The organism is Streptomyces laurentii, from assembly GCF_040635425.1.
In the GTDB taxonomy this organism is placed as follows: Bacteria; Actinomycetota; Actinomycetes; order Streptomycetales; family Streptomycetaceae; genus Streptomyces; species Streptomyces laurentii.
The window spans coordinates 13,968-38,550 of record NZ_JBEYHT010000072.1 but is presented as its reverse complement, the minus strand read 5'-3'; the positions used below and the strand labels follow the sequence as shown (position 1 = coordinate 38,550).

25 protein-coding genes are annotated in these 24,583 nt (G+C 72.5%); 13 read left to right on the top strand and 12 right to left on the bottom strand.

The window, feature by feature from the left end; genetic code table 11:
- Nucleotides 1–119 precede the first annotated feature (119 nt).
- On the bottom strand, nt 120–896 hold the full coding sequence (fabI, locus tag ABZ693_RS31300) for an enoyl-ACP reductase FabI (RefSeq protein ID WP_359884335.1): 777 nt from the start codon (nt 894–896) through the stop codon (nt 120–122).
- Between the two features lie 4 nt (nt 897–900).
- Nucleotides 901–1,617, bottom strand: a complete 717-nt coding sequence (fabG, locus tag ABZ693_RS31295) for a 3-oxoacyl-[acyl-carrier-protein] reductase (RefSeq protein WP_359884332.1) — start codon at nt 1,615–1,617, stop codon at nt 901–903.
- Nucleotides 1,618–1,801: 184 nt separating this feature from the next.
- Here fabG and ABZ693_RS31290 point away from each other — a divergent pair, with 184 nt between their 5' ends.
- The 3 genes from ABZ693_RS31290 (at nt 1,802) to tyrS (ending at nt 6,198) form a co-directional block, all read left to right on the top strand.
- Nucleotides 1,802–3,334 (top strand): TldD/PmbA family protein, encoded by a 1,533-nt coding sequence (locus tag ABZ693_RS31290; RefSeq protein WP_359884331.1) that lies wholly within the window; start codon nt 1,802–1,804, stop codon nt 3,332–3,334.
- An 82-nt stretch (nt 3,335–3,416) separates the two neighbouring features.
- Nucleotides 3,417–4,808, top strand: coding sequence for a metallopeptidase TldD-related protein (locus ABZ693_RS31285; protein ID WP_359884328.1), 1,392 nt, complete (start codon nt 3,417–3,419; stop codon nt 4,806–4,808).
- 118 nt (nt 4,809–4,926) lie between these two features.
- The gene (gene tyrS / locus ABZ693_RS31280; RefSeq protein ID WP_359884325.1) at nt 4,927–6,198 is read left to right on the top strand and encodes a tyrosine--tRNA ligase; all 1,272 of its coding nucleotides are present in this window, start codon (nt 4,927–4,929) and stop codon (nt 6,196–6,198) included.
- Between the two features lie 111 nt (nt 6,199–6,309).
- On the opposite strand, the gene ABZ693_RS31275 is transcribed toward tyrS, so the two are convergent.
- Nucleotides 6,310–6,585, bottom strand: a complete 276-nt coding sequence (locus ABZ693_RS31275; protein ID WP_359884322.1) for a GlsB/YeaQ/YmgE family stress response membrane protein — start codon at nt 6,583–6,585, stop codon at nt 6,310–6,312.
- Between the two features lie 251 nt (nt 6,586–6,836).
- Here ABZ693_RS31275 and ABZ693_RS31270 point away from each other — a divergent pair, with 251 nt between their 5' ends.
- Nucleotides 6,837–7,280, top strand: coding sequence for a DUF3099 domain-containing protein (locus tag ABZ693_RS31270; protein ID WP_359884320.1), 444 nt, complete (start codon nt 6,837–6,839; stop codon nt 7,278–7,280).
- A 195-nt stretch (nt 7,281–7,475) separates the two neighbouring features.
- Nucleotides 7,476–7,745, top strand: a complete 270-nt coding sequence (locus ABZ693_RS31265; protein ID WP_435842597.1) for a hypothetical protein — start codon at nt 7,476–7,478, stop codon at nt 7,743–7,745.
- A gap of 39 nt (nt 7,746–7,784) precedes the next feature.
- Here the strand turns inward: ABZ693_RS31265 and moaA are convergent, their stop codons facing one another.
- From moaA to ABZ693_RS31250, 3 genes are all read right to left on the bottom strand, one after another.
- Nucleotides 7,785–8,774, bottom strand: a complete 990-nt coding sequence (gene moaA, locus ABZ693_RS31260) for a GTP 3',8-cyclase MoaA (RefSeq protein ID WP_359884315.1) — start codon at nt 8,772–8,774, stop codon at nt 7,785–7,787.
- A gap of 203 nt (nt 8,775–8,977) precedes the next feature.
- Nucleotides 8,978–10,606: a monocarboxylic acid transporter gene (locus tag ABZ693_RS31255; RefSeq protein ID WP_359884312.1), complete on the bottom strand. Its 1,629-nt coding sequence runs from the start codon at nt 10,604–10,606 to the stop codon at nt 8,978–8,980.
- The gene (locus ABZ693_RS31250) at nt 10,603–11,028 is read right to left on the bottom strand and encodes a DUF485 domain-containing protein (protein WP_359884310.1); all 426 of its coding nucleotides are present in this window, start codon (nt 11,026–11,028) and stop codon (nt 10,603–10,605) included. The genes ABZ693_RS31255 and ABZ693_RS31250 overlap by 4 nt, the downstream gene beginning before the upstream one ends.
- 320 nt (nt 11,029–11,348) lie before the next feature.
- Between ABZ693_RS31250 and ABZ693_RS31245 the strand changes: the two genes are divergently transcribed.
- Both ABZ693_RS31245 and ABZ693_RS31240 read left to right on the top strand, forming a co-directional pair.
- Complete coding sequence (locus tag ABZ693_RS31245; RefSeq protein WP_359884308.1) at nt 11,349–12,884, top strand: S8 family peptidase; 1,536 nt, start codon at nt 11,349–11,351, stop codon at nt 12,882–12,884.
- A 70-nt stretch (nt 12,885–12,954) separates the two neighbouring features.
- Nucleotides 12,955–14,319 (top strand): CoA transferase, encoded by a 1,365-nt coding sequence (locus ABZ693_RS31240; protein ID WP_359884306.1) that lies wholly within the window; start codon nt 12,955–12,957, stop codon nt 14,317–14,319.
- Between the two features lie 30 nt (nt 14,320–14,349).
- Here the strand turns inward: ABZ693_RS31240 and ABZ693_RS31235 are convergent, their stop codons facing one another.
- The 3 genes from ABZ693_RS31235 to ABZ693_RS31225 form a co-directional block, all read right to left on the bottom strand.
- Complete coding sequence (locus ABZ693_RS31235) at nt 14,350–15,021, bottom strand: lysoplasmalogenase (protein WP_359884304.1); 672 nt, start codon at nt 15,019–15,021, stop codon at nt 14,350–14,352.
- Entirely contained in the window at nt 15,018–15,947 is a 930-nt protein-coding gene (locus ABZ693_RS31230) for a sterol desaturase family protein (RefSeq protein ID WP_359884302.1), read from the bottom strand. Before ABZ693_RS31230 ends, ABZ693_RS31235 begins: the two co-directional genes overlap by 4 nt.
- 134 nt (nt 15,948–16,081) lie before the next feature.
- Complete coding sequence (locus ABZ693_RS31225; RefSeq protein ID WP_359884299.1) at nt 16,082–16,795, bottom strand: VIT1/CCC1 transporter family protein; 714 nt, start codon at nt 16,793–16,795, stop codon at nt 16,082–16,084.
- A gap of 198 nt (nt 16,796–16,993) precedes the next feature.
- On the opposite strand from ABZ693_RS31225, the gene ABZ693_RS31220 reads away from it, so the two are divergent.
- The 6 genes from ABZ693_RS31220 to ABZ693_RS31195 all read left to right on the top strand — a co-directional run bounded on the left by ABZ693_RS31220 (nt 16,994) and on the right by ABZ693_RS31195 (nt 23,004).
- On the top strand, nt 16,994–17,983 hold the full coding sequence (locus tag ABZ693_RS31220) for a DEDDh family exonuclease (RefSeq protein WP_359884296.1): 990 nt from the start codon (nt 16,994–16,996) through the stop codon (nt 17,981–17,983).
- A gap of 132 nt (nt 17,984–18,115) precedes the next feature.
- Complete coding sequence (locus ABZ693_RS31215; RefSeq protein ID WP_359884294.1) at nt 18,116–18,349, top strand: metallothionein; 234 nt, start codon at nt 18,116–18,118, stop codon at nt 18,347–18,349.
- A 132-nt stretch (nt 18,350–18,481) separates the two neighbouring features.
- Complete coding sequence (locus tag ABZ693_RS31210; protein WP_359884341.1) at nt 18,482–19,264, top strand: SURF1 family cytochrome oxidase biogenesis protein; 783 nt, start codon at nt 18,482–18,484, stop codon at nt 19,262–19,264.
- 108 nt (nt 19,265–19,372) lie between these two features.
- Complete coding sequence (locus ABZ693_RS31205; RefSeq protein WP_359884292.1) at nt 19,373–21,163, top strand: glycoside hydrolase family 15 protein; 1,791 nt, start codon at nt 19,373–19,375, stop codon at nt 21,161–21,163.
- Nucleotides 21,164–21,334: 171 nt separating this feature from the next.
- On the top strand, nt 21,335–22,201 hold the full coding sequence (locus ABZ693_RS31200) for a DUF8832 domain-containing protein (protein WP_359884289.1): 867 nt from the start codon (nt 21,335–21,337) through the stop codon (nt 22,199–22,201).
- Between the two features lie 47 nt (nt 22,202–22,248).
- Nucleotides 22,249–23,004, top strand: a complete 756-nt coding sequence (locus ABZ693_RS31195; RefSeq protein WP_359884287.1) for an SDR family oxidoreductase — start codon at nt 22,249–22,251, stop codon at nt 23,002–23,004.
- An 18-nt stretch (nt 23,005–23,022) separates the two neighbouring features.
- Here ABZ693_RS31195 and amaP read toward each other — a convergent pair whose 3' ends face one another.
- Genes amaP through ABZ693_RS31180 form a run of 3 tightly spaced genes read right to left on the bottom strand, consistent with a single transcriptional unit; the run spans nt 23,023 to nt 24,576 of the window.
- A complete protein-coding gene (amaP, locus tag ABZ693_RS31190) occupies nt 23,023–23,610 on the bottom strand; it encodes an alkaline shock response membrane anchor protein AmaP (protein WP_359884284.1) in 588 nt (195 codons plus the stop codon).
- A gap of 4 nt (nt 23,611–23,614) precedes the next feature.
- A complete protein-coding gene (locus ABZ693_RS31185; RefSeq protein WP_359884281.1) occupies nt 23,615–24,220 on the bottom strand; it encodes a DUF6286 domain-containing protein in 606 nt (201 codons plus the stop codon).
- Nucleotides 24,217–24,576 (bottom strand): Asp23/Gls24 family envelope stress response protein, encoded by a 360-nt coding sequence (locus ABZ693_RS31180; protein ID WP_359884338.1) that lies wholly within the window; start codon nt 24,574–24,576, stop codon nt 24,217–24,219. The genes ABZ693_RS31185 and ABZ693_RS31180 overlap by 4 nt, the downstream gene beginning before the upstream one ends.
- Nucleotides 24,577–24,583: the final 7 nt, after the last annotated feature.

The window sequence follows — 24,583 nt, the reverse complement described above, 5'->3', positions numbered from 1 at the left end:
GCCACCCCACCGACCCCGGCTCGCCCAAGTTCGGCGTGTACGAGGACGACCTGCCCGTCTTCACCTGGGGTGTGGGTCGGCGCGCTGGTCCCCCGGCCCCTCACAGGCGCTGACGAAGGTCAGGCGCCGATGGCGTGCAGACCGCCGTCCACGTGGACGATCTCGCCCGTCGTCTTCGGGAACCAGTCGGACAGCAGCGCGACGATGGCGCGGCCGGCCGGCTCCGGGTCGGACAGGTCCCAGGTCAGCGGGGAACGGCTGTCCCAGACGCTCGCCAGGTCGGAGAAGCCCGGGATGGACTTCGCGGCCATGGAGCCGAGCGGGCCCGCCGAGACCAGGTTGCAGCGGATGTCCCGCTTGCCGAGGTCACGCGCCATGTAGCGGCTGGTGGCCTCCAGGGCGGCCTTGGTCGGGCCCATCCAGTCGTACTGCGGCCAGGCGAACTGCGCGTCGAAGGTGAGGCCGACGACCGAGCCGCCCTCGCTCATCAGCGGCAGCAGCGCCATCGTCAGGGACTTCAGGGAGAAGGCCGAGACGTGCATGGCGGTGGCGACCGACTCGAACGGCGTGTTCAGGAAGTTGCCGCCGAGCGCGTCCTGCGGGGCGAAGCCGATGGAGTGCACGACGCCGTCCAGCCGGTCGCCCAGGTGCTCGCGCACCTGGCCCTCCAGGCGGGCGAGGTGCTCGTCGTTCGAGACGTCCAGCTCCAGGACCTTGACGGCCTCGGGGCGGGGCAGCTTCTTGGCGATGCGCTCGGTAAGCGTCGGCCGGGGCCAGGCGGTGAGGATGATCTCCGCGCCCTGCTCCTGGGCCAGCTTCGCGGCGTGGAAGGCGATGGAGGACTCCATCAGCACACCGGTGATCAGGATGCGCTTGCCCTCGAGAATTCCGCTCATGTGATCAGTGACCCATGCCCAATCCGCCGTCAACCGGGATGACGGCTCCAGTGATGTACGAAGCGTCGTCGGAGGCGAGGAACCGCACCGCGGCGGCGATCTCCTCCGGCTGCGCGTAGCGGCCGAGCGGCACCTGGGAGACGATCCCGGCGCGCTGCTCGTCCGTGAGCACCTTGGTCATGTCCGTGTCGACGAAACCGGGCGCGACGACGTTGAAGGTGATGTTGCGCGAGCCCAGCTCCCGGGCCAGCGACCGCGCGAATCCGACCAGTCCGGCCTTCGAGGCGGCGTAGTTCGCCTGGCCCGCCGAGCCGAGCAGACCGACGACCGAGGAGATCAGCACGACCCGGCCCTTGCGGGCCCGCAGCATGGCGCGGTTGGCGCGCTTCACGACCCGGAAGGTGCCGGTGAGGTTGGTGTCGAGGACGGACGCGAAGTCCTCCTCGGACATCCGCATGAGGAGCTGGTCCTTGGTCACGCCCGCGTTGGCCACGAGCACCTCGACCGGACCGTGCTTCTCCTCGATCTCCTTGTAGGCCTGATCCACCTGCTCGGTGTCGGTGATGTCGCACTTGACGGCCAGGAACCCGGCCTTCTCGAGCTCCACCGGGTCACCCGAGCGGTACGTGATGGCGACCTTGTCACCGGCGTCGGCGAACGCGCGGGCGATGGCGAGGCCGATGCCCCGGTTTCCTCCGGTGACGAGAACCGAGCGGCTCAACGGATCACCCTTTCAATAGCGGTCTGGTATGCCGAAACCTATCGGTCCGTTCCGGGATACGAGGAATCGGGCCGTGACAGTGGCACCCGGACGTCGCTGTCGGGTCCCTACAGAAACGTCTGGGCAACGCGGCCCAAAGAGCGACATGATCAGGGCGACCGGTCGCACACGACAGGAGACAACTGTGCAATCTGGGACCCATTCCCTCGATGAAGCCTTCACCCAGCTTCCGTTGCGGGCGCTCGCCGACGCCGCCCTCGCCCGGGCCCGGGCGCTCGGCGCCGAGCACGCCGACTTCCGCCTGGAGCGGGTGCGCAGCGCCGCGTGGCGGCTGCGCGACGCCAAACCGTCGGGCTCCTCGGACACCACGGACCTCGGCTACGCGGTCCGCGTGGTGCACGGCGGGGCCTGGGGCTTCGCGTCCGGGGTCGATCTGACCATGGACGGCGCCGCGCGGGTCGCCTCGCAGGCGGTGGCCATGGCGAAGCTGTCCGCGAAGGTGATCGCCGCGGCCGGCTCCGGCGAGAAGGTGGAGCTCGCCGACGAGCCGGTGCACGAGGAGAAGGTGTGGGTCTCCTCGTACGAGATCGACCCCTTCGGCGTCTCCGCCGAGGAGAAGAGCGGGCTGCTCGCCGACTGGAGCGCGCGGCTGCTGCGCGCCGACGGCGTGGCGCACGTGGACGCGTCCCTGCTGACCGTCTTCGAGAACAAGTTCTACGCGGACACCGCCGGCACCGTCACCACCCAGCAGCGGGTCCGGCTGCACCCGCAGCTGACGGCGGTCGCCGTGGACGGCACCACCGGCGAGTTCGACTCGATGCGGACGCTGGCGCCGCCGGTCGGCCGGGGCTGGGAGTACCTGACCGGCACCGGCTGGGACTGGGACAAGGAGCTGGACGAGATCCCGGCGCTGCTCGCCGAGAAGATGCGCGCGCCGAGCGTCGACGCCGGCCGCTACGACCTGGTCGTCGACCCGTCCAACCTGTGGCTGACCATCCACGAGTCGATCGGTCACGCCACCGAGCTGGACCGCGCGCTCGGCTACGAGGCGGCGTACGCGGGCACCTCGTTCGCGACCTTCGACCAGCTGGGCAAGCTGGCGTACGGCTCGTCCGTGATGAACGTGACCGGTGACCGGACCGCCGAGCACGGGCTCGCCACCATCGGCTACGACGACGAGGGCGTCGAAGGGCAGAGCTGGGACCTGGTGAAGGACGGCACGCTCGTCGGCTACCAGATGGACCGCCGGATCGCCCGGCTGACCGGCCTCGGCCGCTCCAACGGCTGCGCCTTCGCCGACTCCCCGGCGCACGTGCCGGTGCAGCGGATGGCGAACGTCTCGCTCCAGCCGGACCCGGGCGGGCTGTCCACGGAGGACCTGATCGGCGGGGTCGAGCGGGGCATCTACGTGGTCGGCGACCGTTCCTGGTCGATCGACATGCAGCGCTACAACTTCCAGTTCACCGGCCAGCGCTTCTTCCGCATCGAGAACGGCCGGCTCGCCGGACAGCTGCGGGACGTCGCGTACCAGGCGACGACCACCGACTTCTGGGGCTCGATGGAGCAGGTCGGCGGCCCGCAGACGTACGTCCTCGGCGGCGCGTTCAACTGCGGCAAGGCCCAGCCGGGCCAGGTCGCGGCGGTCTCGCACGGCTGCCCGTCCGCCCTGTTCCGGGGCGTGAACATCCTCAACACGACGCAGGAGGCCGGTCGATGAGCGCGCGCCACGATCTCCGCCGGGGGTCCGGGGGTCGTCCCCCGGGCAAGCACAGTCTCAACACGACGCAGGAGGCCGGTCGATGAGCCGCGACAGCAAGCCGTACGAGATCGTCGAGCGCGCCCTGGAGCTGTCGCGCGCCGACGGTTGCGTGGTCATCGCCGACGAGCAGTCCTCCGCGAATCTGCGCTGGGCCGGCAACGCGCTGACCACCAACGGGGTCACCCGGGGCCGCGAGCTCACCGTCATCGCGACCGTCGACGGCGCGCAGGGCACCGCCTCCGGCGTGGTCTCCCGCTCGGCGGTCACCGCCGACGACCTGGAGCCGCTGGTCCGGGCCGCCGAGGAGGCCGCGCGCGCGGCCGGGCCCGCCGAGGACGCCCAGCCGCTGGTCGAGGGCGTACCGGTGTCCGCCGGCTTCACGGACGCGCCGGCCGAGACCTCCTCCGCGGTCTTCGACGCCTTCGCGCCCGCGCTCGGCGAGGCGTTCGCCCGGGCCCGGGCGGGCGACCGGGAGCTGTACGGCTTCGCGTACCACGAGATGACCTCCACCTACCTGGGCACCTCGACCGGGCTGCGGCTGCGGCACGACCAGCCCAAGGGCACCCTGGAGATCAACGCCAAGTCGCCCGACCGGACCCGTTCCGCGTGGGCCGGGCGCGCGACCCGGGACTTCACGGACGTCGACCCGGCCGCGCTGGACGCCGAGCTCGCCACCCGGCTCGGCTGGGCCGAGCGGCGGATCGAGCTGCCGGCCGGCCGGTACGAGACGCTGCTGCCGCCGACCGCCGTGGCCGACCTGCTGATCTACCAGCTGTGGTCCTCGGCGGCCCGGGACGCGGCGGAGGGCCGTACGGTCTTCTCCCGGCCCGGCGGCGGGACCCGCGTCGGCGAGACCCTGTCGCCGCTGCCGCTGACCCTGCGCAGCGACCCGGGCGCGCCGGGCCTGGAGTCGGCGCCGTTCGTGATCGCGCACGCCTCGGGCGACGACTCGTCCGTCTTCGACAACGGTCTGCCGGTCTCCCCGGTCGACTGGGTCCGGGACGGCAAGCTGGCCCATCTGATCACCACCCGGCACACCGCGGGGCTCACCGGACTGCCCATGGCGCCGGGGGCCGGGAACCTGATCCTGGACGGCGGCGGGGAGAAGTCGCTGGAGGAGATGGTGGCCTCCACCGAGCGCGGGCTGCTGCTCACCTGCCTCTGGTACATCCGCGAGGTCGACCCGGCGACGCTGCTGCTCACCGGTCTCACCCGGGACGGCGTCTACCTGGTGGAGAACGGCGAGGTGGTCGGCGAGGTGAACAACTTCCGGTTCAACGAGTCACCGGTCGACCTGCTGTCGCGGGCCACCGAGGCGGGCCGGACCGAGCAGACGCTGCCGCGCGAGTGGAGCGACTGGTTCACCCGGGCCGCGATGCCGGCCCTGCGGGTGCCGGACTTCAACATGAGTTCGGTCAGCAAGGGCGTCTGACCACCCCGGGCGTGTTTCGAAAGTCCCTCCTGACCCGCCCCGGGCGGGCGGAGCTCCTTTCGGAACACGCCCTAGACTGGACAGTCACATCCCCCCTGCAATCGAGGAGACGGACGACGTGACCGACATCGTCGACGAGCTGAAGTGGCGTGGGCTCTTCGCCCAGTCCACCGACGAAGAGGCCCTGCGCAAGGCGCTCGCGGACGGTCCCGTCACGTTCTATTGCGGTTTCGACCCGACCGCGGCCAGTCTCCACGTCGGCCACCTGGTCCAGGTGCTCACCGTCCGCCGGCTCCAGCAGGCCGGGCACCGGCCGCTGGCGCTGGTCGGCGGGGCCACCGGACAGATCGGCGACCCGCGGCCGACGGCCGAGCGCACCCTGAACGACCCCGAGACGGTCGCCGCCTGGGTGAGCCGGCTGCGGTCGCAGATCGAGCCGTTCCTGTCCTTCGAGGGCGAGAACGCGGCGGTCATGGTGAACAACCTGGACTGGACCGCCGGCCTGTCGGCGATCGAGTTCCTGCGTGACATCGGCAAGCACTTCCGGGTCAACAAGATGCTGACCAAGGACTCCGTGGCCCGCCGCCTGGAGTCCGAGCAGGGCATCAGCTACACCGAGTTCAGCTACCAGCTGCTGCAGGGCATGGACTTCCTGGAGCTGTACCGGCGCCACGGCTGCACGCTCCAGCAGGGCGGCTCCGACCAGTGGGGCAACCTGGTGGCCGGCCTCGACCTGATCCACCGCCTGGAGCCGGGCGCCGAGGTCCACGCGCTCGCGACGCCGCTGATGGTGAAGGCCGACGGCACCAAGTTCGGCAAGACCGAGGGCGGCGCCGTCTGGCTGGACCCGGAGATGACCACGCCGTACGCGTTCTACCAGTTCTGGCTGAACGTGGACGACCGTGACATCTCCACGTACATGCGCATCCTGTCCTTCAAGTCCCGGGAGGAGCTTGAGGAGCTGGAGGCACTCACCGCCGAGCGGCCGCAGGCCCGGGCCGCCCAGCGGGCGCTGGCGGAGGAGCTGACCACCCTGGTGCACGGCGCCGAGCAGTGCCAGGCCGTCATCGACGCGTCCAAGGCGCTGTTCGGTCAGGGCGAGCTGTCCGCCCTCGACGAGCCGACCCTGGCCGCGGCCCTGTCCGAGCTGCCGCACGCGCGCGTGACGGAGCTGGGCGCGGTCGTGGACCTGTTCGCCGAGGTCGGTCTGGTGGCCAGCAAGTCGGCCGCCCGCCGCACGGTGAAGGAGGGCGGCGCCTACGTGAACAACGTCAAGGTGACCGCCGAGGACGCCGAGGTGTCGGCGGACGAGCTGCTGCACGGCCGCTGGCTGGTGCTGCGCCGGGGCAAGAAGAACCTCGCGGCGATCGAGTACGCGCCGCAGGGCTGAGCCCGTCAGCGCGCGAAGGGCCCGGGAGGGCGGCGGATGTCCGTCGCCGTCCCGGGCCCTCTTCGTCGTACGGCCGTCGGGTACGGGCGCCCGCGGGCCCCGTCCGTACCGTCAGGTCCGCTGTTTGTTGCCCTTGAGCGAGACCCACAGCATGTCGCCCAGGCCCACGATCACGACGGCGCCGATCAGCTGGAGCAGATGACGGATCCAGTCGATGCCCTTGGTCTCGTTGACACCGATCCAGGTCGCCACCGCGTTGCCGAGCACGCTGCCGAGCATGCCGAACACCACCGTCAGCCACAGCGGGATCTGCTGCTTCCCGGGGAGGATCGCCTTCGCGATCAGGCCCAGGACCAAGCCCACAATGATCGCCCACAACCAGCCCATCGTCGCCTCCTCGCACGCGTGTGTGCCCAGTCTCGGCCCGTCGTCCACACGGCGCATTCCGGGCGGCGCCATCCGCGTCCGGGCCCCGCGCGGGGCCGCCGGTGCGGCCGCCCGCCCCGGCACCGTACGGCTCGCCGCTCCGGTGGACGCCCCGGTGGACGCCCCGGTCTCGTGGGACCGGACCCGCGGGCGTACCGTGGAAGAAGACCGGGCCGGGGAGAGTCCGGCATGAGCCGTGGTGGTGGAATGTGATGCGGAAGCATGGCGGGAGCGAGGTCTTCCGGATCACCGGCGCCCGTCAGGGGCTCACCGAGGACGTCCGGGGCCGGCAGCGCCGGTACGTCGTCTCGATGCTGATCCGCACCGTCGCCGTCATCGCCGCCACCACGCTGTGGAACGTGGAACGGCCCGTGGCGATCGTGGCCTTGGTGCTCGGCGCCCTCCTCCCGTACGTCGCCGTCGTCATCGCCAACGCCGGCCGCGAGACCACGCCGTCCCTCCCCTCCACCTTCGGCGTCACCCCGATACGGCCCGCCCTGGACCCCGCGTCCGAGGCCGGAACGGAAGACCGGACGAAGGCCCGGACGGAGGCCCCGACGGAGGCCCGGACCGAAGGCCGCCCCGACGACGGAGCGGAAGCCGGAGCGGAAGACGGAGCGGAAGACGCGCACCGCCGCGACGATCACGCAGCGTGAGGCCAAGGGCCGGAAAACTGCCCGGGATTGCCCAGAGCAATCATGAAGTTCCGGTGCACCGCACCCCATTCCCCGTGACATACTGCCTACGCGCTCCGCATCCCCCGTCGGAGCGACGGACCGATGCCGGGCAGCTCCCCCCGTGGCTGCTCGGCATCGCCTTTTGTGGACAATGATCACGTGATCCATGGTCCCGTGAGCGAAGACAATCCGATCTGTTCCGCCAAGGGCTGCCGGGCGGCCGCCGTGTGGGTGCTGGCCTGGAACAACCCCAAACTCCACACGCCGGAGCGGCGCAAGACGTGGCTCGCGTGCGAGGAGCACCGCGAGCATCTCTCCCAGTTCCTGGGCGTACGAGGCTTCCTCAAGGACGTCGTCACGCTCGCCGCGTGGGAGGCGGAGCAGGCCGCGAACCGACCGGCCGACGGGGATACCGACGACGGCCCCGCCGGCCCCTCGGCCTGACCTGACGGGCCTGCCTGACCGTCCTGCCGTGCCCGGGCGTCAGCCGCCGATCGCCGACATCGGGCGCTCGGGCTGCAGGAAGTCCGGGTCGTCGAGGCCGGAGCCGGCCTTCTTGCCCCACATCGCCTTGCGCCAGATCTCCGCGATCTCCGCGTCGGAGGCCGTCCCGCGCAGCGCCGCCCGCAGGTCGGTCTCCTCGGTGGCGAACAGACAGGTGCGCACCTGCCCGTCGGCGGTGAGCCGGGTGCGGTCGCAGGCCCGGCAGAAGGGCCGGGTGACGGAGCCGATGACGCCGACCGTGTGCGGGCCGCCGTCGACGGCCCAGCGCTCGGCGGGCGCGGAGCCGCGCTCGCCGGCCGTCTCGGGGGTCAGCGCGAAGCGGGTGCGCAGCGAGGCCAGGATGTCGTCGGCGGTGATCATGCCGTCGCGCTTCCAGCCGTGCTGGGCGTCGAGCGGCATCTGCTCGATGAAGCGGAGCTCGTAGTCCTGTTCGATCGCCCAGGCCAGCAGGTCGGGGGCCTCGTCCTGGTTGAGTCCGGGCATGAGCACGCTGTTGACCTTGACCGGGGTGAGGCCGGCGGCGCGGGCGGCGGCCATGCCGTCGAGCACGTCCTGGTGGCGGTCGCGGCGGGTGAGGGTCTTGAAGACCTCGGGGCGCAGGGTGTCCAGGGAGACGTTGACCCGGTCGAGGCCGGCGTCCCGGAGCGCGGCGGCGGTGCGCGCGAGGCCGATGCCGTTGGTGGTGAGGGACAGCTGGGGGCGCGGTTCGAGCTCGGCGCAGCGCGCGACGATGCCGGTGAGGCCGGGGCGCAGCAGCGGCTCGCCGCCGGTGAAGCGGACCTCGGTGACGCCGAGGTCGGTGACGGCGATCCGGACGAGGCGGACGATCTCGTCGTCGGTGAGCAGGTCGGGCTTGGCCAGCCAGCTCAGGCCCTCTTCCGGCATGCAGTACGTGCAGCGCAGGTTGCACCGGTCGGTGAGGGACACCCGCAGATCGGTGGCGACGCGGCCGTACGTGTCGATGAGCACAGGGCCCCCTCCCCTTCTTCCGGTTCCGTGTTCCGGTTGCCTCGGTGCCGAGCCTACGTGACCACGCGGACATCGGACACGGAGGCAGGTGGGGATCGCGTGGAGGACGGTGCGCGCGGGGCCCCGGACGCGGACCGGCCGCGTCGTGGCATCCACGACGCGGCCGGTCCGGGGGAACGAACGGCGGGCGGAACGGGCCCGGGTCAGTGCGCTCCGACGCCGGTGAGGGACTTGACCTCCAGCTCCGCGAACTTGCCGGGGTCCGGCTTCTCCTTGGACAGGACGGTGCCGAGCCAGCCGAGCAGGAAGCCCAGCGGGATCGAGACGATGCCGGGGTTCTCCAGCGGGAACCAGTAGAAGTCCACGGTCTTGAACATCGAGGTCTCCTTGCCGGAGACGACCGGCGAGAAGAGCACGAGGACGACCGCGGAGATCAGACCGCCGTAGATCGACCAGAGCGCGCCCTGGGTGGTGAAGCGCTTCCAGAAGAGGCTGTAGAGGATCGTCGGCAGGTTGGCGGAGGCGGCCACCGCGAAGGCGAGGGCGACGAGGCCGGCGACGTTGAGGTCGCGGGCGAGGGCGCCGAGCGCGATGGAGACGACGCCGATGAGGACGGTGGCCCAGCGGGCGGCGCGTACCTCCTCCTTCTCGGTGGCCTGTCCGCGCCGGATGACGTTGGCGTAGATGTCGTGCGCGAACGACGAGGAGGAGGCGAGGGTGAGGCCGGCGACGACGGCGAGGATGGTGGCGAACGCGACGGCGGAGATGACGGCCAGCAGTATCGAGCCGCCGGTCGAACCGGCGCCGCCGCCGATCTCCAGAGCGGCCAGCGGGGCCGCGGTGTTGCCCGCCTTGTTGGACGCGATGATGTCGCTGTTCTTGAGCAGCGCGGCGGCGCCGAAGCCGAGGACGATCGTCATCAGGTAGAACGCGCCGATGATGCCGATGGCCCAGTTGACCGACTTCCGGGCGGCCTTGGCGGTGGGCACCGTGTAGAAGCGGATGAGGATGTGCGGCAGTCCGGCGGTGCCGAGGACGAGCGCGATGCCGAGGGAGAGGAAGTCCAGCTTCGAGGTGCCCGTGGCGCCGTACTTGAGGCCGGGCTGGAGGAAGGCGTCGCCCTTGCCGCTGTTGGTGGCGGCCGCGCCGAGCAGCTCCGAGACGTTGAAGTGGAACTTCATCAGGATGAGGAAGGTGATCAGGAGCGTGCCCGCGATGAGCAGGACGGCCTTGACCATCTGCACCCAGGTGGTGCCCTTCATGCCGCCGATGGTCACGTACACGATCATCAGCACGCCGACCAGGGCGACGATGGCGATCTTGCCGCCGTCGCTGGTGATGCCGAGGAGCAGCGAGACGAGCACGCCGGCACCGGCCATCTGGGCCAGCAGGTAGAAGATCGAGACGACGATGGTGGAGGTGCCGGCGGCGGTGCGGACGGGCCGCTGGCGCATCCGGTAGGCGAGGACGTCGCCCATGGTGAACCGGCCGGAGTTGCGCAGTGGTTCGGCCACCAGGAGCAGCGCGACCAGCCAGGCGACGAGGAACCCGATGGAGTAGAGGAAGCCGTCGTAGCCGAAGAGCGCGATGGCGCCGGCGATGCCGAGGAACGACGCGGCGGACATGTAGTCGCCGGAGATGGCGAGGCCGTTCTGGAAGCCGGTGAACTGGCGGCCGCCGGCGTAGAAGTCGGCGGCGCTGCGGGTCTGGCGGCCGGCCCAGATGGTGATGACCAGGGTGGCCACCACGAAGGCGCCGAACAGGCCGATGATCAGCGGGCGGTGCTCGGTGGTCGCGTTCGGCGCCGCGGCGAGGAGGAGCGGGGCGGTCATGCGTCGGCCTCCGTACGGGCGTCACCGGGGGTGCGGGGGGCTCCGAGGGGCGTCGGGGCGCCCTCCATGTGCGTCTTGATGGTCGCCGCGCGCGGGTCGAGGCGTCCGGCGGCGTGCCGGGAGTAGAGCCAGGCGATGAGGAACGTGGTCAGGAACTGACCGAGACCGAGGACGAGGGCCACGTTGATGTTGCCGAAGAGCTTGGTGCCCATGAAGCCGTCCGCGTAGTTGGAGAGCAGCACGTAGAGCAGGTACCAGGCGACGAAGGCGACCGTCAGGGGGAACGCGAACGAGCGGTGGGTACGGCGCAGGTCGCCGAACTCGCGGCTGCTCTGGACCTCGACGAACTGCTCCGTCGTGGGCTGGGCGGGGGCGGCGAAGTCCGTGCCGCTGCGGGGCGGCGGGGCGGCGTCGTGGGCCACGGGATCTCCTCATCTCCTCGGTCCGCGGTACGCGGCCGCGCAGGCGGTTCGCGGATCGGGACAAGGCGGGCAGGAATGGACACGGGTGCGGGGGAGGTTGGGAGGGCGGGGGCAGCGGAGCCGGGCGCCTCTCCTCCCTTGCCCATCGACACGGAATCCGACACCAGGCGGTTCACCCGGGCGGGAAATTCTCCGTCCGATCTTCATGAAGTCTTCTCAACTCATTGAGACAAATGAAGATCGGCGCTAGCTTCACTCGTCATGCACCTGCCTGTCCGCACGTCAGCGGCCGGGCAGCTCGACGATGATCTGGAGAACCCATGGCTCCTCTGGGATCGCGGCGCGCCCGAGTCCTCGCTCTGCCCGCCGGACTCGCGCTCACCGCTTCGCTCGGCTTCCTGCCCGCCGGCGCCGCCACGGCCGCGGAACTGAGCGACGCGCCGACGGCCGCCACGGCCGCCGACGGCCCGAAGCTGTCGTATGTCGTCAACATCGGTGGCGGCCGCTGGACCGCGGACGCGGTGCGGGCCTCCATAGCCAAGGCCGGCGGCGACATAGTCCAGTCGTACGACCAGATAGGCGTCATCGTCGTCCACTCGCAGAACCCGGACTTCGCGAAGACCATCCGCAAGGCCCCGGGCGTCATCTCGGCCGGCGCCACCCGTACGGCTCCGCTGTCGGTGCAGACCGACGACTCGGTCGGTGAGGGCAGCCAGGCGCTGACCCCGGCCGAGATCAAGGCCGCCTCGCAGGCCGCGGCCGACGGCCAGGACCCGCTCGAGCCCCTCCAGTGGGACCTGCCGGCCATCAAGGCCGACCAGGCGCACAAGAAGACGCTCGGCAGCAAGCGGGTGACGGTCGGCATCATCGACACCGGTGTGGACGACACCCATCCGGACCTGGCGCCGAACTTCGACGCCGCCGCCTCCGCCAACTGCGTGGGCGGCAAGCCCGACACGACGCCCGGCTCGTGGCGTCCGAAGGCGGGCGAAAGCGACCACGGCACCCACGTCGCGGGCACCATCGGCGCCGCCAAGAACGGCATCGGCGTCACCGGTGTCGCGCCGGGCGTGAAGCTCGCCGGCATCAAGGTGTCCACGCCCGACGGCTACTTCTACACCGAGGCCGTCGTCTGCGGCTTCGTGTGGGCGGCCGAGCACGGCATCGACGTCACCAACAACAGCTACTACACCGACCCGTGGATGTTCGCCTGCAAGAACGACGAGGACCAGAAGGCCCTCATCGAGGCGGTCACCCGCGCGACCCGGTACGCGGAGAAGAAGGGCGCCGTCAACGTCGCGGCGGCGGGTAACTCCGCCTTCGACCTGGCGGGCGACTCGATCCTCGACAACAGCAGCCCGAACGACTCCACGGCGGGCGACCGGGTCATCGACCCGAAGGAGTGCTTCGACTACCCGGCGATGCTGCCGGGCGTGGTGACGGTCTCCGCGACCGGCGCCAAGAACCTGAAGGCCTCCTACTCGAACTACGGCCTGGGCGTCATCGACGTCGCGGCCCCGGGCGGCGACAGCACCAAGTACCAGCCGCCGCAGGCCCCGGCCAACAACGGCCTCATCCTGTCGACCACCGTGAACGGCGGCTACAACTACAAGGCCGGCACCTCGATGGCCTCGCCGCACGTGGCGGGCGTCCTGGCGCTGCTGAAGTCGACCCACCCGAACGCCAGCCCGGCGGCCCTCAAGGCCCTGCTGTCCGCGCAGGCGGACGAGCGGGCGTGCGCGCCGTACGACATCAACGGCGACGGCACGAACGACGCCGTGTGCGAGGGCGGCAAGCAGAAGAACGGCTTCTACGGCGCGGGCATCGTCGACGCGCTCGACGCCGTCCGAAAGTAGCGGCCCCGGCTCCACCTCTCCGTGAACCGCCCATGGCACTGAGTGCCATGGGCGGTTCATAGTGGTGCCCATGGACACCGACATGCGCACGGACACGGGTGACAGAGGTACGGGCACGCAGACGGGCACGGGTACGGCGTTGCTGTGGTCGGCCCTCGGCGGGGATCCCGCGCTGCTCGGCCGGGTGGTGTACGGCGGGCCCTCGGGGCTGCTCGGGGCGCGGCTGCCCGCGATGGACCTGGCCCGGGCGGCGGTCGCGGTGGCCGGGCTCGCGGCGGTGGAACGGGCGGGCCTGCCGGGCCCGGTACGGGTCGACGACGGCGCGGTGGCCACGGCGTTCACCAGCGAGCGGAGACTACGGGTCGACGGACGGGCGCCGGAGGTCTTCGCGCCGCTCTCCCGTTTCTGGCGGGCCTCCGACGGCTGGGTCCGTACCCACGCCAACTACCCCCACCACCGCGTCGCGCTGCTCACCGCTCTCGGGCTGAAGGCCGACGCGGACCCAGCCGCCGACGCCGGTCTGGTGGCCGCGGTCGAGGCGGCGATCGGCGCGCGGACGGCGGTGGACATCGAGACCGCGGTGTACGGGGCCGGGGGCCTGGCCGTCGCCCTGCGCACCCCGGACGAGTGGGCCGCCCACCCGCAGGGCCGCGAGGTGGCGGCGCGCCCGCTGCTCACCATGGAACGGCTCGACGAGGCGGCCCCGCGCCGCCGGCCGGACGGCCGCCCGCTGCGGGTGCTCGACCTGACCCGGGTGATCGCGGGCCCGGTGGCGACCCGGACGCTGGCGCTGCTGGGCGCGGACGTGCTGCGGATCGACCCGCCGGGCAACCCCGAACTCCCGGACCAGCACGCCGACATGGCGGTCGGCAAGCGCACGGCGGCGCTGGACCTGGAACGTCCGTCGGACCGGCGTACCGTCCAGGAACTCCTCGACGCGGCCGACGTCCTGGTGACCGGCTACCGGCCGGGTGCCCTCGACCGCTTCGGCCTGACCCGGCCCGGTCTGGTGGTGGCGCGGCTGTCGGCGTGGGGCGACTACGGGCCGTGGGGCGAGCGGCGCGGCTTCGACAGCCTGGTGCAGGTGGCGACGGGCATCGCGACCCTGGAGGGCTCCGACGGGCGGCCGGGAGCACTTCCGGCGCAGGCCCTGGACCACGGCACCGGCTACCTGCTGGCCGCCGCCGTGCTCCGCGCGCTGACCGAGCAGGACCGGGACGGCGGCACCCGGCTGGTGCGGCTCGCGCTCGCCCAGACCGGGCACTTCCTCACCCACGGGCTGGCCCGGTACGAGCCGGGGCGGCACCTCCAGGAGACGGACGGCCCGCTCGGGCGGCTGCTGCACGCGCGTCCGCCGGTGGTGTACGACGGCGGTCCGGCCGACTGGTCGCGCCCGCCGGGCGTGGCGGGCGCCGACGCCCCCGTCTGGCTGTAGAGCCTGGGGCTCCCCGGGGCCGGGGCCGGGTCAGGCTCCGGGGGCCGGGGCCGCCCCGGTGGCACGGGGTGCCGTACCCGTGGCGCGAGGGGCGCGCGTGGCCCGCAGGGCGCCGGTGGTGAGCAGGGACTGGGCGGCGATGTAGGTCGCCATCACCCAGAAGTCGTGCCCGGGCAGCCGGGGCCAGTCGGCGACGCCGGTGGCGATGAGGGTGTCGGACAGCAGGAAGAGCGCGCCGCCGATGCCGGCCGTCACGCCGAGGGAGCTGGCCCGGTAGGCCATCGCGGTCAGCAGGAGCGAGTAGCCGGCGACCGGTATCCGCAGGCCGGCGGGGAGGTCGGGCCAGAGCGCGACGACGGTGCCGGCGAGGGCGACGGCGTAGAGCCCGCCCAGCGGAAGGCTCGTCCGGCGCCGGCCGAACAGCGTCAGATAGCTGACGTGTCCGGCGGCGAAGCAGGCCATGCCGACGAGGAAGGCCCAGTCGGGGTCCAGCATGAGGAACACGTCGCCGCCCCAGCCGAACACCAGCGCGGCGACCAGGGCCCGGGGCGCGCCCTGGGCCGCGGCGTATCCGGCGAGCAGCGGCATCAGCAGCGGCTTGGCGATCAGATGGCCCGTGTCCGCGCCGGCGAGCAGCGAGACGAGGTCGACGGCGGTGGCGAGCAGGAACGCGCCGAGCAGGACGCGGGACAGACGGTTCACGCGGCGGCCTCCGGTGCGCTGGTGCCGCCGTTCTGCGCGGCGGAGCCGGTGTGTGTGGCGGTGTTGTTCGGTACGGCGGGGCCGGCGGATGTCGCGGCGGCCGGCTGCCAGCCCGGTCCGCGCAGCAGCCGCCCGGAGCGCTCGCGCCAGTCGCGCGCGGCCTTCAGGTCGCGGGCGATGGCGGCGTACTCGTGGGTGGCGACGCGCAGCGGGTTGTAGGTGGAGATGTTCTTGGTGAGCCCGTACACCGGTCGCTCCGTCTCGGGGACGAAGGAACGGAACAGCCGGTCCCAGACGATGAGGATGCCGCCGAAGTTGCGGTCCAGGTAGCCGCCCTGGGAGGCGTGGTGGACGCGGTGGTGCGAGGGCGTGTTGAGGACGTACTCCAGGGGGCGCGGCAGCCGGTCGATCCGCTCGGTGTGGATCCAGAACTGGTAGACGAGGCTGACGGAGGAGCAGAACGCCACGGCCGCCGGATGCACCCCGAGCAGGATCATGGGCAGGTAGAACGGCCACGAGGTGAGGCTGGTCCAGGGCTGCCGCAGCGCGGTGCTGAGGTTGAACTTCCGGCTGCTGTGGTGCACGACGTGGCAGGCCCACAGGATGCGGACGACATGGTGGCCGCGGTGCTGCCAGTAGTAGCAGAAGTCCTGCGCGAGCAGCATGAGCAGGACGGTCCACCACACGACAGGGACGCGCAGCGGCGTCAGCTCGTACAGGACGGTGTAGAGCGCGACGACGGGGATCTTCCACAAGGCGTCGAAGACGAGGCTGCCGAGGCCCATGCCGATGCTGGTGGCGGCGTCCTTGGTCTCGTAGCCGGCGGCGTCCTCGTCGGGATGGAGCCGGTAGCTGACCACCTCCAGAACGGTGAGCAGGACGAACGCCGGTATGGACCAGAGCACGACATCGGGCAGGTTCGGCATGCCGACGACGGTAGAGGCGCGCGGCGGGGCACGGCTAGACGCTGTTACCAACAAGTATGCGAGACGGTTTGTCAGCAAGCTTTGGTGACTTCCGACAAGGAGGGGTCGCCGCGGGTCCGTCGACCGCGCCCCGGCTACACCCCGACGGCCCCGAGCAGGGAGCCCGCCGCGTACGTCACCGCCATCGCGAGCGCGCCGCCGGCGACGTTGCGCAGGATCGCGGGACCGGGCCGGGCCTCGCCGAGGCGGGCGCTCCACCAGCCGGTGAAGGCGAGGGCGCAGAGGACCGAGACGACGGTGATCCACAGCCGGTGCTCGGTGGGCGGCAGGACGATCGCGAGGAGCGGCAGCAGGGCGCCGACGGTGAAGGCGAGGAAGCTGGCGCCGGCCGCGTGCCAGGGGTTGGTCAGCTCGTCGGGGTTGATGCCGAGCTCCACGGCGGCGTGCGCGCGCAGCGCGTCCCGCTCGGTGAGCTGGACGGCGGCCTCGCGGGCCACGTCCGGACTCAGCCCACGGGCCGTCAGCATGGCGCTGAGCTCGTCGAGTTCGGCCTCGGGGTCCTCGTGGAGCTCGCGGCGTTCCTGGGCGAGGGCGGCCTGTTCGGAGTCGCGCTGGGTGGAGACGGAGACGTACTCCCCCGCCGCCATGGACATCGACCCGGCGAGCAGCCCGGCGAGGCCGGCGGTGAGCAGCGCCGAACGGGACTCGCTGGCGCCGGCGACGCCGACGACCAGACCGGCGGTGGAGACGACACCGTCGTTGGCGCCGAGGACGGCGGCCCGGAGCCAGTTCAGCCGGGAGCCGAGGGCTCCGCCGTGCGCTTCGTCGTGTGCGGGGACTTCGGTCATCCCAGGAGGGTCGCACCCGCCGGCCCGCCCGGACCGGACCGACCCGCCGCCCGGGCGCCCGCGTCCTGAGACCGTGCTCACACCGGCGTTGACGGACCGACGGCCCGGAAGCGGCTCTTTTCGGCCACTCGGAACGGCTGGTTCGGGCCAGGAACGGGACACCGGGGACCGGAGTGTCGGTCGGGGCCCGTATTCTCAATGACCATGCTCGACGACCGTACGACAGCAGCGACGTGGCCGACCGCCTACCCCCAGGGGTACGCGGTCGTCGACGTGGAGACCACCGGCCTCGCCCGCGACGACCGGATAGTGTCGGCTGCCGTCTACCAGGTGGACGCGCAGGGCGAGGTGGAGGACCACTGGTACACCCTGGTCAACCCCGAGCGGGACCCGGGACCGGTGTGGATCCACGGCCTCACCAGCGACATTCTGGCGGGCGCGCCGCTGTTCCCCGAGATCGCCGAGGAGTTCTCGGCGCGCCTCGACGGGCGGGTACTCGTCGCGCACAACGCGATGTTCGACTGGCAGATGATCGCCCGGGAGTACGCGCGGGCCGAGCTCACCGCGCCCGTACGGCAGCGGCTGTGCACGATCGCGCTCTCCAAGGAGCTCGCGCTGCCGCTGCCCAACCACAAGCTGGAGTCGCTCGCCGCGCACTACGGCGTCGTCCAGCAGCGCGCGCACAACGCGCTCGACGACGCGCGGGTGCTCGCGGAGGCGTTCCGGCCGAGTCTGCGCACCGCCGCCGAACGGGGCGTACGGCTGCCGCTGCTCGAATGCCGGCCGCTGACCGAGTGGGCCTCGGCGCCCGCCCGCCCGCGGGTCGGCTACCAGGCGTCGTACGCGGCGAACAGCTGGCGGCCCTCGCGGAAGCGGCCCGCGTGCCCGTACCCGAACCCCGGCCGGTACTCCTCCGACGCCCCGCTCAAGCAGGGCATGCGGGTGGCGTTCTCCGGCGACACCTCCATCGACCGCGAACTGCTGGAGGACCGGACCGTCGAGGCCGGGCTGCACGTGGCGAGCAGTGTGTCGCGGCTCACCAGCCTCCTCGTCACCAACGACCCGGACGCCTCCACCTCCAAGACGGTCAAGGCGAAGTCCTACGGCACGCCGATCGTCGACGAGGCCGCCTACACCCAGCTCCTCCGGGACGTCGCCCCGGCGGTCCCTCCGGCGGACGCCTCGTAGCCCCCGGCTCCCCCGCCAGGGCCTTTCTTTTGGATCTTGCTGGGCTCGCGTGCCCCGGCAGACGAGTGACGGGCACGGAAGGCCGGGCGCGCCGCCCGGCCTTCCGCCGTACCCCGCTCCACCCTGTGGCGCATGGCACGTTGTGAAGTCTGCGGAAACGACTACGGCATGTCCTTCGAGGTGCACGCGCAGGGCGCGGTGCACGTCTTCGACTGCTTCTCCTGCGCGATCCACCGCATGGCACCGATCTGCGAGCACTGCCGGGTCCAGATCATCGGACAGGGCGTCGAGGTGCAGGGCAGCTGGTACTGCGGCGGTCACTGCGCCCGCGCCGAGGGGAGGTCGGGGATCATCGACAAGGTGTGACGAGGCGACGGACGACACGCCGGTGGAGCAGACGCCTGGGGAAACGACTGAGGAAACGATCCGTCGCCCCCGGACCCGGCGAGCGGAACCCCCATGCGCACACCCCATGACCCCCGGATGTACCGTCGTGGGGTGTACCGCTTCCTGTTGTCCCGGCAGTGGGTGATCCTCACCCTCATCGCCCTCGTCCTCATCCCCGTGATGATCGAGCTGGGCTTCTGGCAGTTCCACCGGCACCAGAGCCGGGTCGCCCAGAACGCCCTGATCGCGGACAACCTCAAGGCGACCCCGACGCCGGTCGAACGGCTCACGTCCCCCGGGCACACCGTCCCGCGCGACGACTACTGGCGCCAGGTCGCCGCGACCGGCACCTTCGACACCGCGCACGAGGTCGTCGTCCGCCGCCGCACCTCGAACGACGACCGGGTCGGCGTCCACGTCCTCACCCCGCTCGTCCTCTCCGACGGCAAGGTCGTCATGGTCAACCGCGGCTGGGTCCAGGGCGCCGACGACCAGCGCTCCTTCCCGAAGGTGCCCGCCCCGCCGAAGGGCGAGGTCACCGTCACCGGCCGGCTCATGGCCGACGAGACCACCGGCGCCAGCGGCATCAAGGACCTCAAGGGCCTGCCCGACCGCCAGGTCATGCTGATCAACAGCACCCAGCAGGCCGCGCTGCTCGGCCGTACCGTCCTCGGCGGCTACATCGAGCAGACCGCGCCCGAACCGGCCGGCGACTCCCCCGAGCTGATCGCCGAGCCCGACCACGACTCGATCGGCTCCCACATGGCCTACGCCGTGCAGTGGTGGCTGTTCTCCGCCGGTGTGCCGGTGGGCTGGTTCATCCTCGTCCGCCGCGAGAAGCGCGACCGCGAGGCGGCGGCGCGCGAGGAGGACGCGGCCGAGCTGGTCGCGTAAGAACCAGGGCCGGGCCCGCCCGGGACCGCCGCGGGCCGGGACCGGACCCGTGCGGGGCGGCCGGCCGGCGCTGATTGGCCGTCGCCGGTTTCGGGAACAGCGCTCAGCGTGACGCGACGCATCGACGACTACGCCCTCATCGGCGACCTCCAGACCGCCGCGCTGGTCGGCCGCGACGGTTCGGTCGACTGGCTGTGTCTGCCCCGCTTCGACTCCGCCGCGTGCTTCGCCGCGCTCCTCGGCGAGGAGGACAACGGCCACTGGCGGCTCGCCCCCCAGGGCGCCGGCAGCTGCACCAGCCGCCGCTACGCCGAGGACAGCCTGGTCCTGGAGACCCTCTGGGAGACCCGTACCGGCACCGTCAAGGTCGTCGACTTCATGCCGCACCGCGACCAGGCCCCCGACCTCGTCCGGATCGTCGAGGGCGTCAGCGGCAGCGTCGAGATGAGCGGGGTGCTGCGGCTGCGCTTCGACTATGGCTCGATCGTGCCGTGGATGCGCCGCGCCGACGGCCACCGGGTGGCGGTCGCCGGCCCAGACTCCGTATGGCTGCGCAGCGAGCCGCCGGTGAAGACCTGGGGGCAGCGGTTCTCGACCTGCTCGTCCTTCACCGTCGACGCCGGGCAGCGGGTGGCGTTCGTCCTCACCTGGCATCCCTCCCACGAGCCGCGCCCCACGCTCGTCGACCCCTTCGAGGCCCTGGAGCACTCGCTCGCCGACTGGCGGGAGTGGGCCGCCCGCTGCACGTACCGCGGGCCGCACCGGGACGCCGTCGTCCGCTCCCTCATCACCCTGAAGGCGCTCACCTACGCCCCGACCGGCGGCATCGTCGCCGCGCCCACCACCTCGCTGCCGGAGGAGATCGGCGGGGTGCGCAACTGGGACTACCGGGCCTGCTGGCTGCGCGACTCCGCCTTCACGCTCGGCGCGCTGCTGTCCACCGGGTACGTGGACGAGGCGCGGGCCTGGCGCGACTGGCTGCTGCGCGCGGTGGCCGGCGACCCGGCCGACCTGCAGATCATGTACGGGCCGGCCGGCGAGCGGCGGCTGCCCGAGACGGAGCTGCCCTGGTTGCGCGGCTACGCGGACTCGGCGCCGGTCCGTACCGGCAACGCGGCCGTCGACCAGCTCCAGATCGACGTGTACGGGGAGGTCCTCGACTCGCTCAACCGGGCGCGGGAGGCGGGCATCCCGGCCAAGCCGCACGCCTGGAACCTCCAGCTGAGCCTGCTCGGCTTCCTGGAGTCGACCTGGCGCGAACCGGACGAGGGCCTGTGGGAGGTCCGCGGGCCGCGCCGGCACTTCACGCACTCCAAGGTGATGGCCTGGGTGGCGGCCGACCGGGCGGTGCGCACCCTGGAGGGCGATCCGTCGCTGCGCGGCGACGTGACGCGCTGGCGGGCGATGCGGGACGAGATCCACGCGGAGGTGTGCGCGAAGGCGTACGACCCGGAGCGGGGCACCTTCACGCAGGCGTACGGCTCGCGCGAACTGGACGCGGCGACGCTGCTGATCCCCCGGGTGGGTTTCCTGCCGCCGGACGATCCGCGGGTGGTGGGCACGGTCGAGGCGGTCCAGGCGGAACTCCTGCACGGCGGCCTGCTGCGCCGCTACTCGACGGCCGGCGCCTCGGTGGACGGACTGCCGGGCGAGGAGGGCACCTTCCTGGTGTGCTCGTTCTGGCTGGTGGACGCGCTGCGGCTGACCGGGCGGGTGGCGGAGGCGCGCGAGCTGTTCGAGCGGCTGGTCGGGCTGTGCAGCGACGTGGGGCTGCTCGCCGAGGAGTACGACCCGGTGACGGGGCAGCAGCTGGGGAACTTCCCGCAGGCGTTCAGCCACCTGGGCCTGGTGGGCGCGGCGCTGGCGCTGTCCGACGAGGACCCGAACCCGGCGCGCTAGGCACGTCTTCCGGGGCGTGCCGGGCTGATCCAGAAGACAAGCCCGGGCCGTGTCCGGAAAGTCTCGGCGAGAACGCATCCCTCCGTGCGGAATACCCCCCGGGGGTATATGGTTCTGATCGTCGTCCTCAACGGACAACGCCAGAAGGTGCTTCACACCCATGGAGATGTCATGACGAACCACGCCGGTCACGACCACGCCCACCACGCCGCTCCCGCCGCCCACGCCGGACACGGCGGACACGACGCGCACGCCGGACACGGCGGAGCCCAGCCCGGCGGTCTCTCGGTCTCCGAGCACGGGTACACCCTCGAACTCGACGCGACGATCTTCACCGCCGGCGTGCAGACGATCGGCTTCCGGGTGATCGGCCCCGACGGGCAGGCCGTGACCGAGTTCGAGCCCGAGCACGAGAAGGAGCTGCACTTCATAGCCGTCCGACGGGACACCGCCGGGTTCCAGCACGTGCACCCGGTGCGGGACGAGAAGGGCTCCTGGAGCACCGAACTGGTCCTGGAGCCGGGCGACTGGCGGTTCTTCGCCGACATCCACCCGGCCGGCCACGGCGGCACCATGACGCTGGGCATCGACGCCGCGGTCGCCGGGGCGTACGACCCGCGGCCGCTCCCCGAGGTCTCCCGGGTCGCGCGGATCGGCGCGTACGCCGTCACCCTCGACGGCGACCTCCTGCCCGCCGCCGCGAGCCAGCTGACCCTGACCGTCAGCCGGGACGGCGAGCCCGTCACCGACCTGGAGCCCTACCTGGCCGCGTACGGACACCTGGTGGCGCTGCGGGTCGGCGACCTCGGGTACCTGCACGTCCACCCGGAGGGCCACCCCGGGGACGGCGTCACCGCGCCGGGGCCCGAGATCGCCTTCATGGCGGCCGCGCCGTCGGCCGGAACGTACCGCCTCTTCCTGGACTTCCAGCACGGCGGCGTGGTCCGGACGGCCGAGTTCACGGTGCCGACCACCGAGGCCGCGCCCGCGGCCGCGCACGGCGGTCACGACCACGGCGGCCACCACGCGCACCACTGACCGAACCGTCGGCCCCGATGGCCACGGCACGTCCTTAGAATCAGCCCATGGATCTTGGGCTGAAGGACCGTGTGTACGTGGTGACCGGCGCGACCCGAGGGCTCGGCCGAGCCTCGGCGGAAGCCCTCCTCGCGGAGGGCGCGAAGGTGCTCCTCACCGGACGCGAGGAGAAGCCCGCCACCGAGGCGGCCGCCGAACTGGGCCCGGACGCGGCGGGGATCGCCGCCGACAACGCCGATCCGGGCACCCCGGCCCGGCTGATCGCGGAGGCGAAGGAGCGGTTCGGCGGCTTCGACGGCATCCTGATCAGCGTGGGCGGCCCGGCGCCGGGCTTCGGCGCGGACAACACCGACGAGGAGTGGGCGGCCGCGTTCGACGCCGTGTTCCTGGGCGCGGTCCGGCTGGCCCGCGCGGCGGCGGAGGCGCTGCCCGAGGGCGGCGTGATCGGCTTCGTCCTGTCGGGCTCGGTGCACGAGCCGATCCCGGGCCTGACCATCTCCAACGGCCTGCGGCCGGGCCTGGCCGGTTTCGCCAAGTCCCTCGCCAACGATCTGGGCCCGCGCGGCATCCGGGTGATCGGCCTGCTGCCGAGCCGGATCGACACCGACCGGGTGCGTTCGCTGGACGCGCTGTCCGGTGACGCGGAGGCGTCGCGCGCGGCGAACGAGGCGCGGATCCCGCTGCGCCGCTACGGCACGCCGGAGGAGTTCGGGCGGACGGCCGCGTTCCTCCTCTCGCCCGCCGCCTCGTACCTGACGGGGCTGATGCTCCCGGTGGACGGCGGCGCGCGCAGCGGTTTCTGACCCGCCGCCGAAAGACCGTCACGCCACCCGGCGGGCCCGGTGCCGGACCGCGCGGAGGCGGGCCTCGGTGGGCAGGGCGGCAAGGCCGGTGGAGGTACGGGCGTTGCCGAGGGCCCCGGCGGCGAGGGCGGCCAGCGCGCCGGCCGGGGAGGCGTGCGGCTCCAGCAGCAGGGCGACCCGGGCGCGGGGGGTGACCCGGCGTCCGGTGAGCGCGATCCGGGCCCGGGCGACGCCCTCCTGGGCCTCGGTGTCGGCCGCGAGGACGGCTTCGAGGGCTCGGCCCCGTACCACCGCCCCCTCGCCGTCGCCGCTGTCGACGACGACCTCGGCGAGCCGGGCCCGCCGGAACTGGGCGATCAGCCACCACAGCGCGAGCAGGACGACGACCCCGAGGGCCGCGATGACCGCCGGCCACCACCAGCCCTCGGAGCGCCAGTGCTGCCGCTCGGAGCGGCTGAGCAGTACGTCGTGCGGGCCGGACCAGGGCCACCAGGACGGTACGGAGAGCCCGAGGCCCGCGGCGAGTACGGCGCCGCCGCCCACGACGAGCAGGACGCCGGCGAGGGCGAGCACGATCCGGTTGACGCGGCGCAGGACGGCGGGCACGGCGTCACCCCTTCCGGCGCGGCCGGGCCACCCGGACGCGCACGGCCGGCGGGCGGGCGAGGGCGAGTTCGCCGACGCCGGCGGCGAGGGCGTTCTCCAGGTCGGCGCGGACGTCGTCGAGGGCGCGGAAGTGGGAGACGGCCCGGACGGCCACCTTGGCACGGCCGGCCCGTACCCGTACGGACTGCACGCCGGACACCTCCATGGCACGGTCGCGCAGCACGAGCGCGACGGCCTCGCGGTCGAGCCCGGCACGGACGTCGGGGTACGTACGGAGCATGGGCAGCACGCCCCGCAGGCCGGGGGTCAGCGCGAGGAGCAGCAGCCAGAGGCCGATGAGGGCGGCGAGGGCCGCGGCGGCGAGCACCCAGGGGTCGTCGAGGGGCCGGGTCTCCAGCTGGTGGGCGAGGGAACGGCGCCAGGCCATGGCGGTCCGTCCGGCGCGTACGGCGGCGACGTCGTACAGCAGCAGTCCGGCACCGCCGAGCAGGACGGCCGCGAGGACGGCGGCGGGGACGCGCCGCACCGACCAGAAGCGGCGCGCCCGCGCCCCGGCCGGCGGCCGGTCGTCCTTCTCCGGTACGGGCCCGGGATCGGGGGACGTGGTCATCGCAGGCGCTCCCGCCGGTCGTGGGCGGTCCGCGGGGAGTGCAGCCGTTCGACGTGGACGGCGACCTCGTGGACGTGCAGGCCGGCCAGTTCCTCGACCCGCGCGCGGACCCGGCCGCGGACGGCGCCGCACTGGCGGCCGATGTCGGCCGGGTAGTCCAGTTCGAGGCTGACCGCGACCTGGGCGGTGTCGCGGTGGACGACGACCGAGGCATGCGGCGGCTGCCCCTGGGCGGGGACGGTGTCGAGGGCCTCGCGGGCCGCCTGGGCGGCGATCTTCGCGACGACCCGGTCGGCGATCGTGGTCGCCCCCCGTCCGGCCGCCCCGACCCGTACCGCCGCCGCCCCCTTCGCCAGGTCCGCC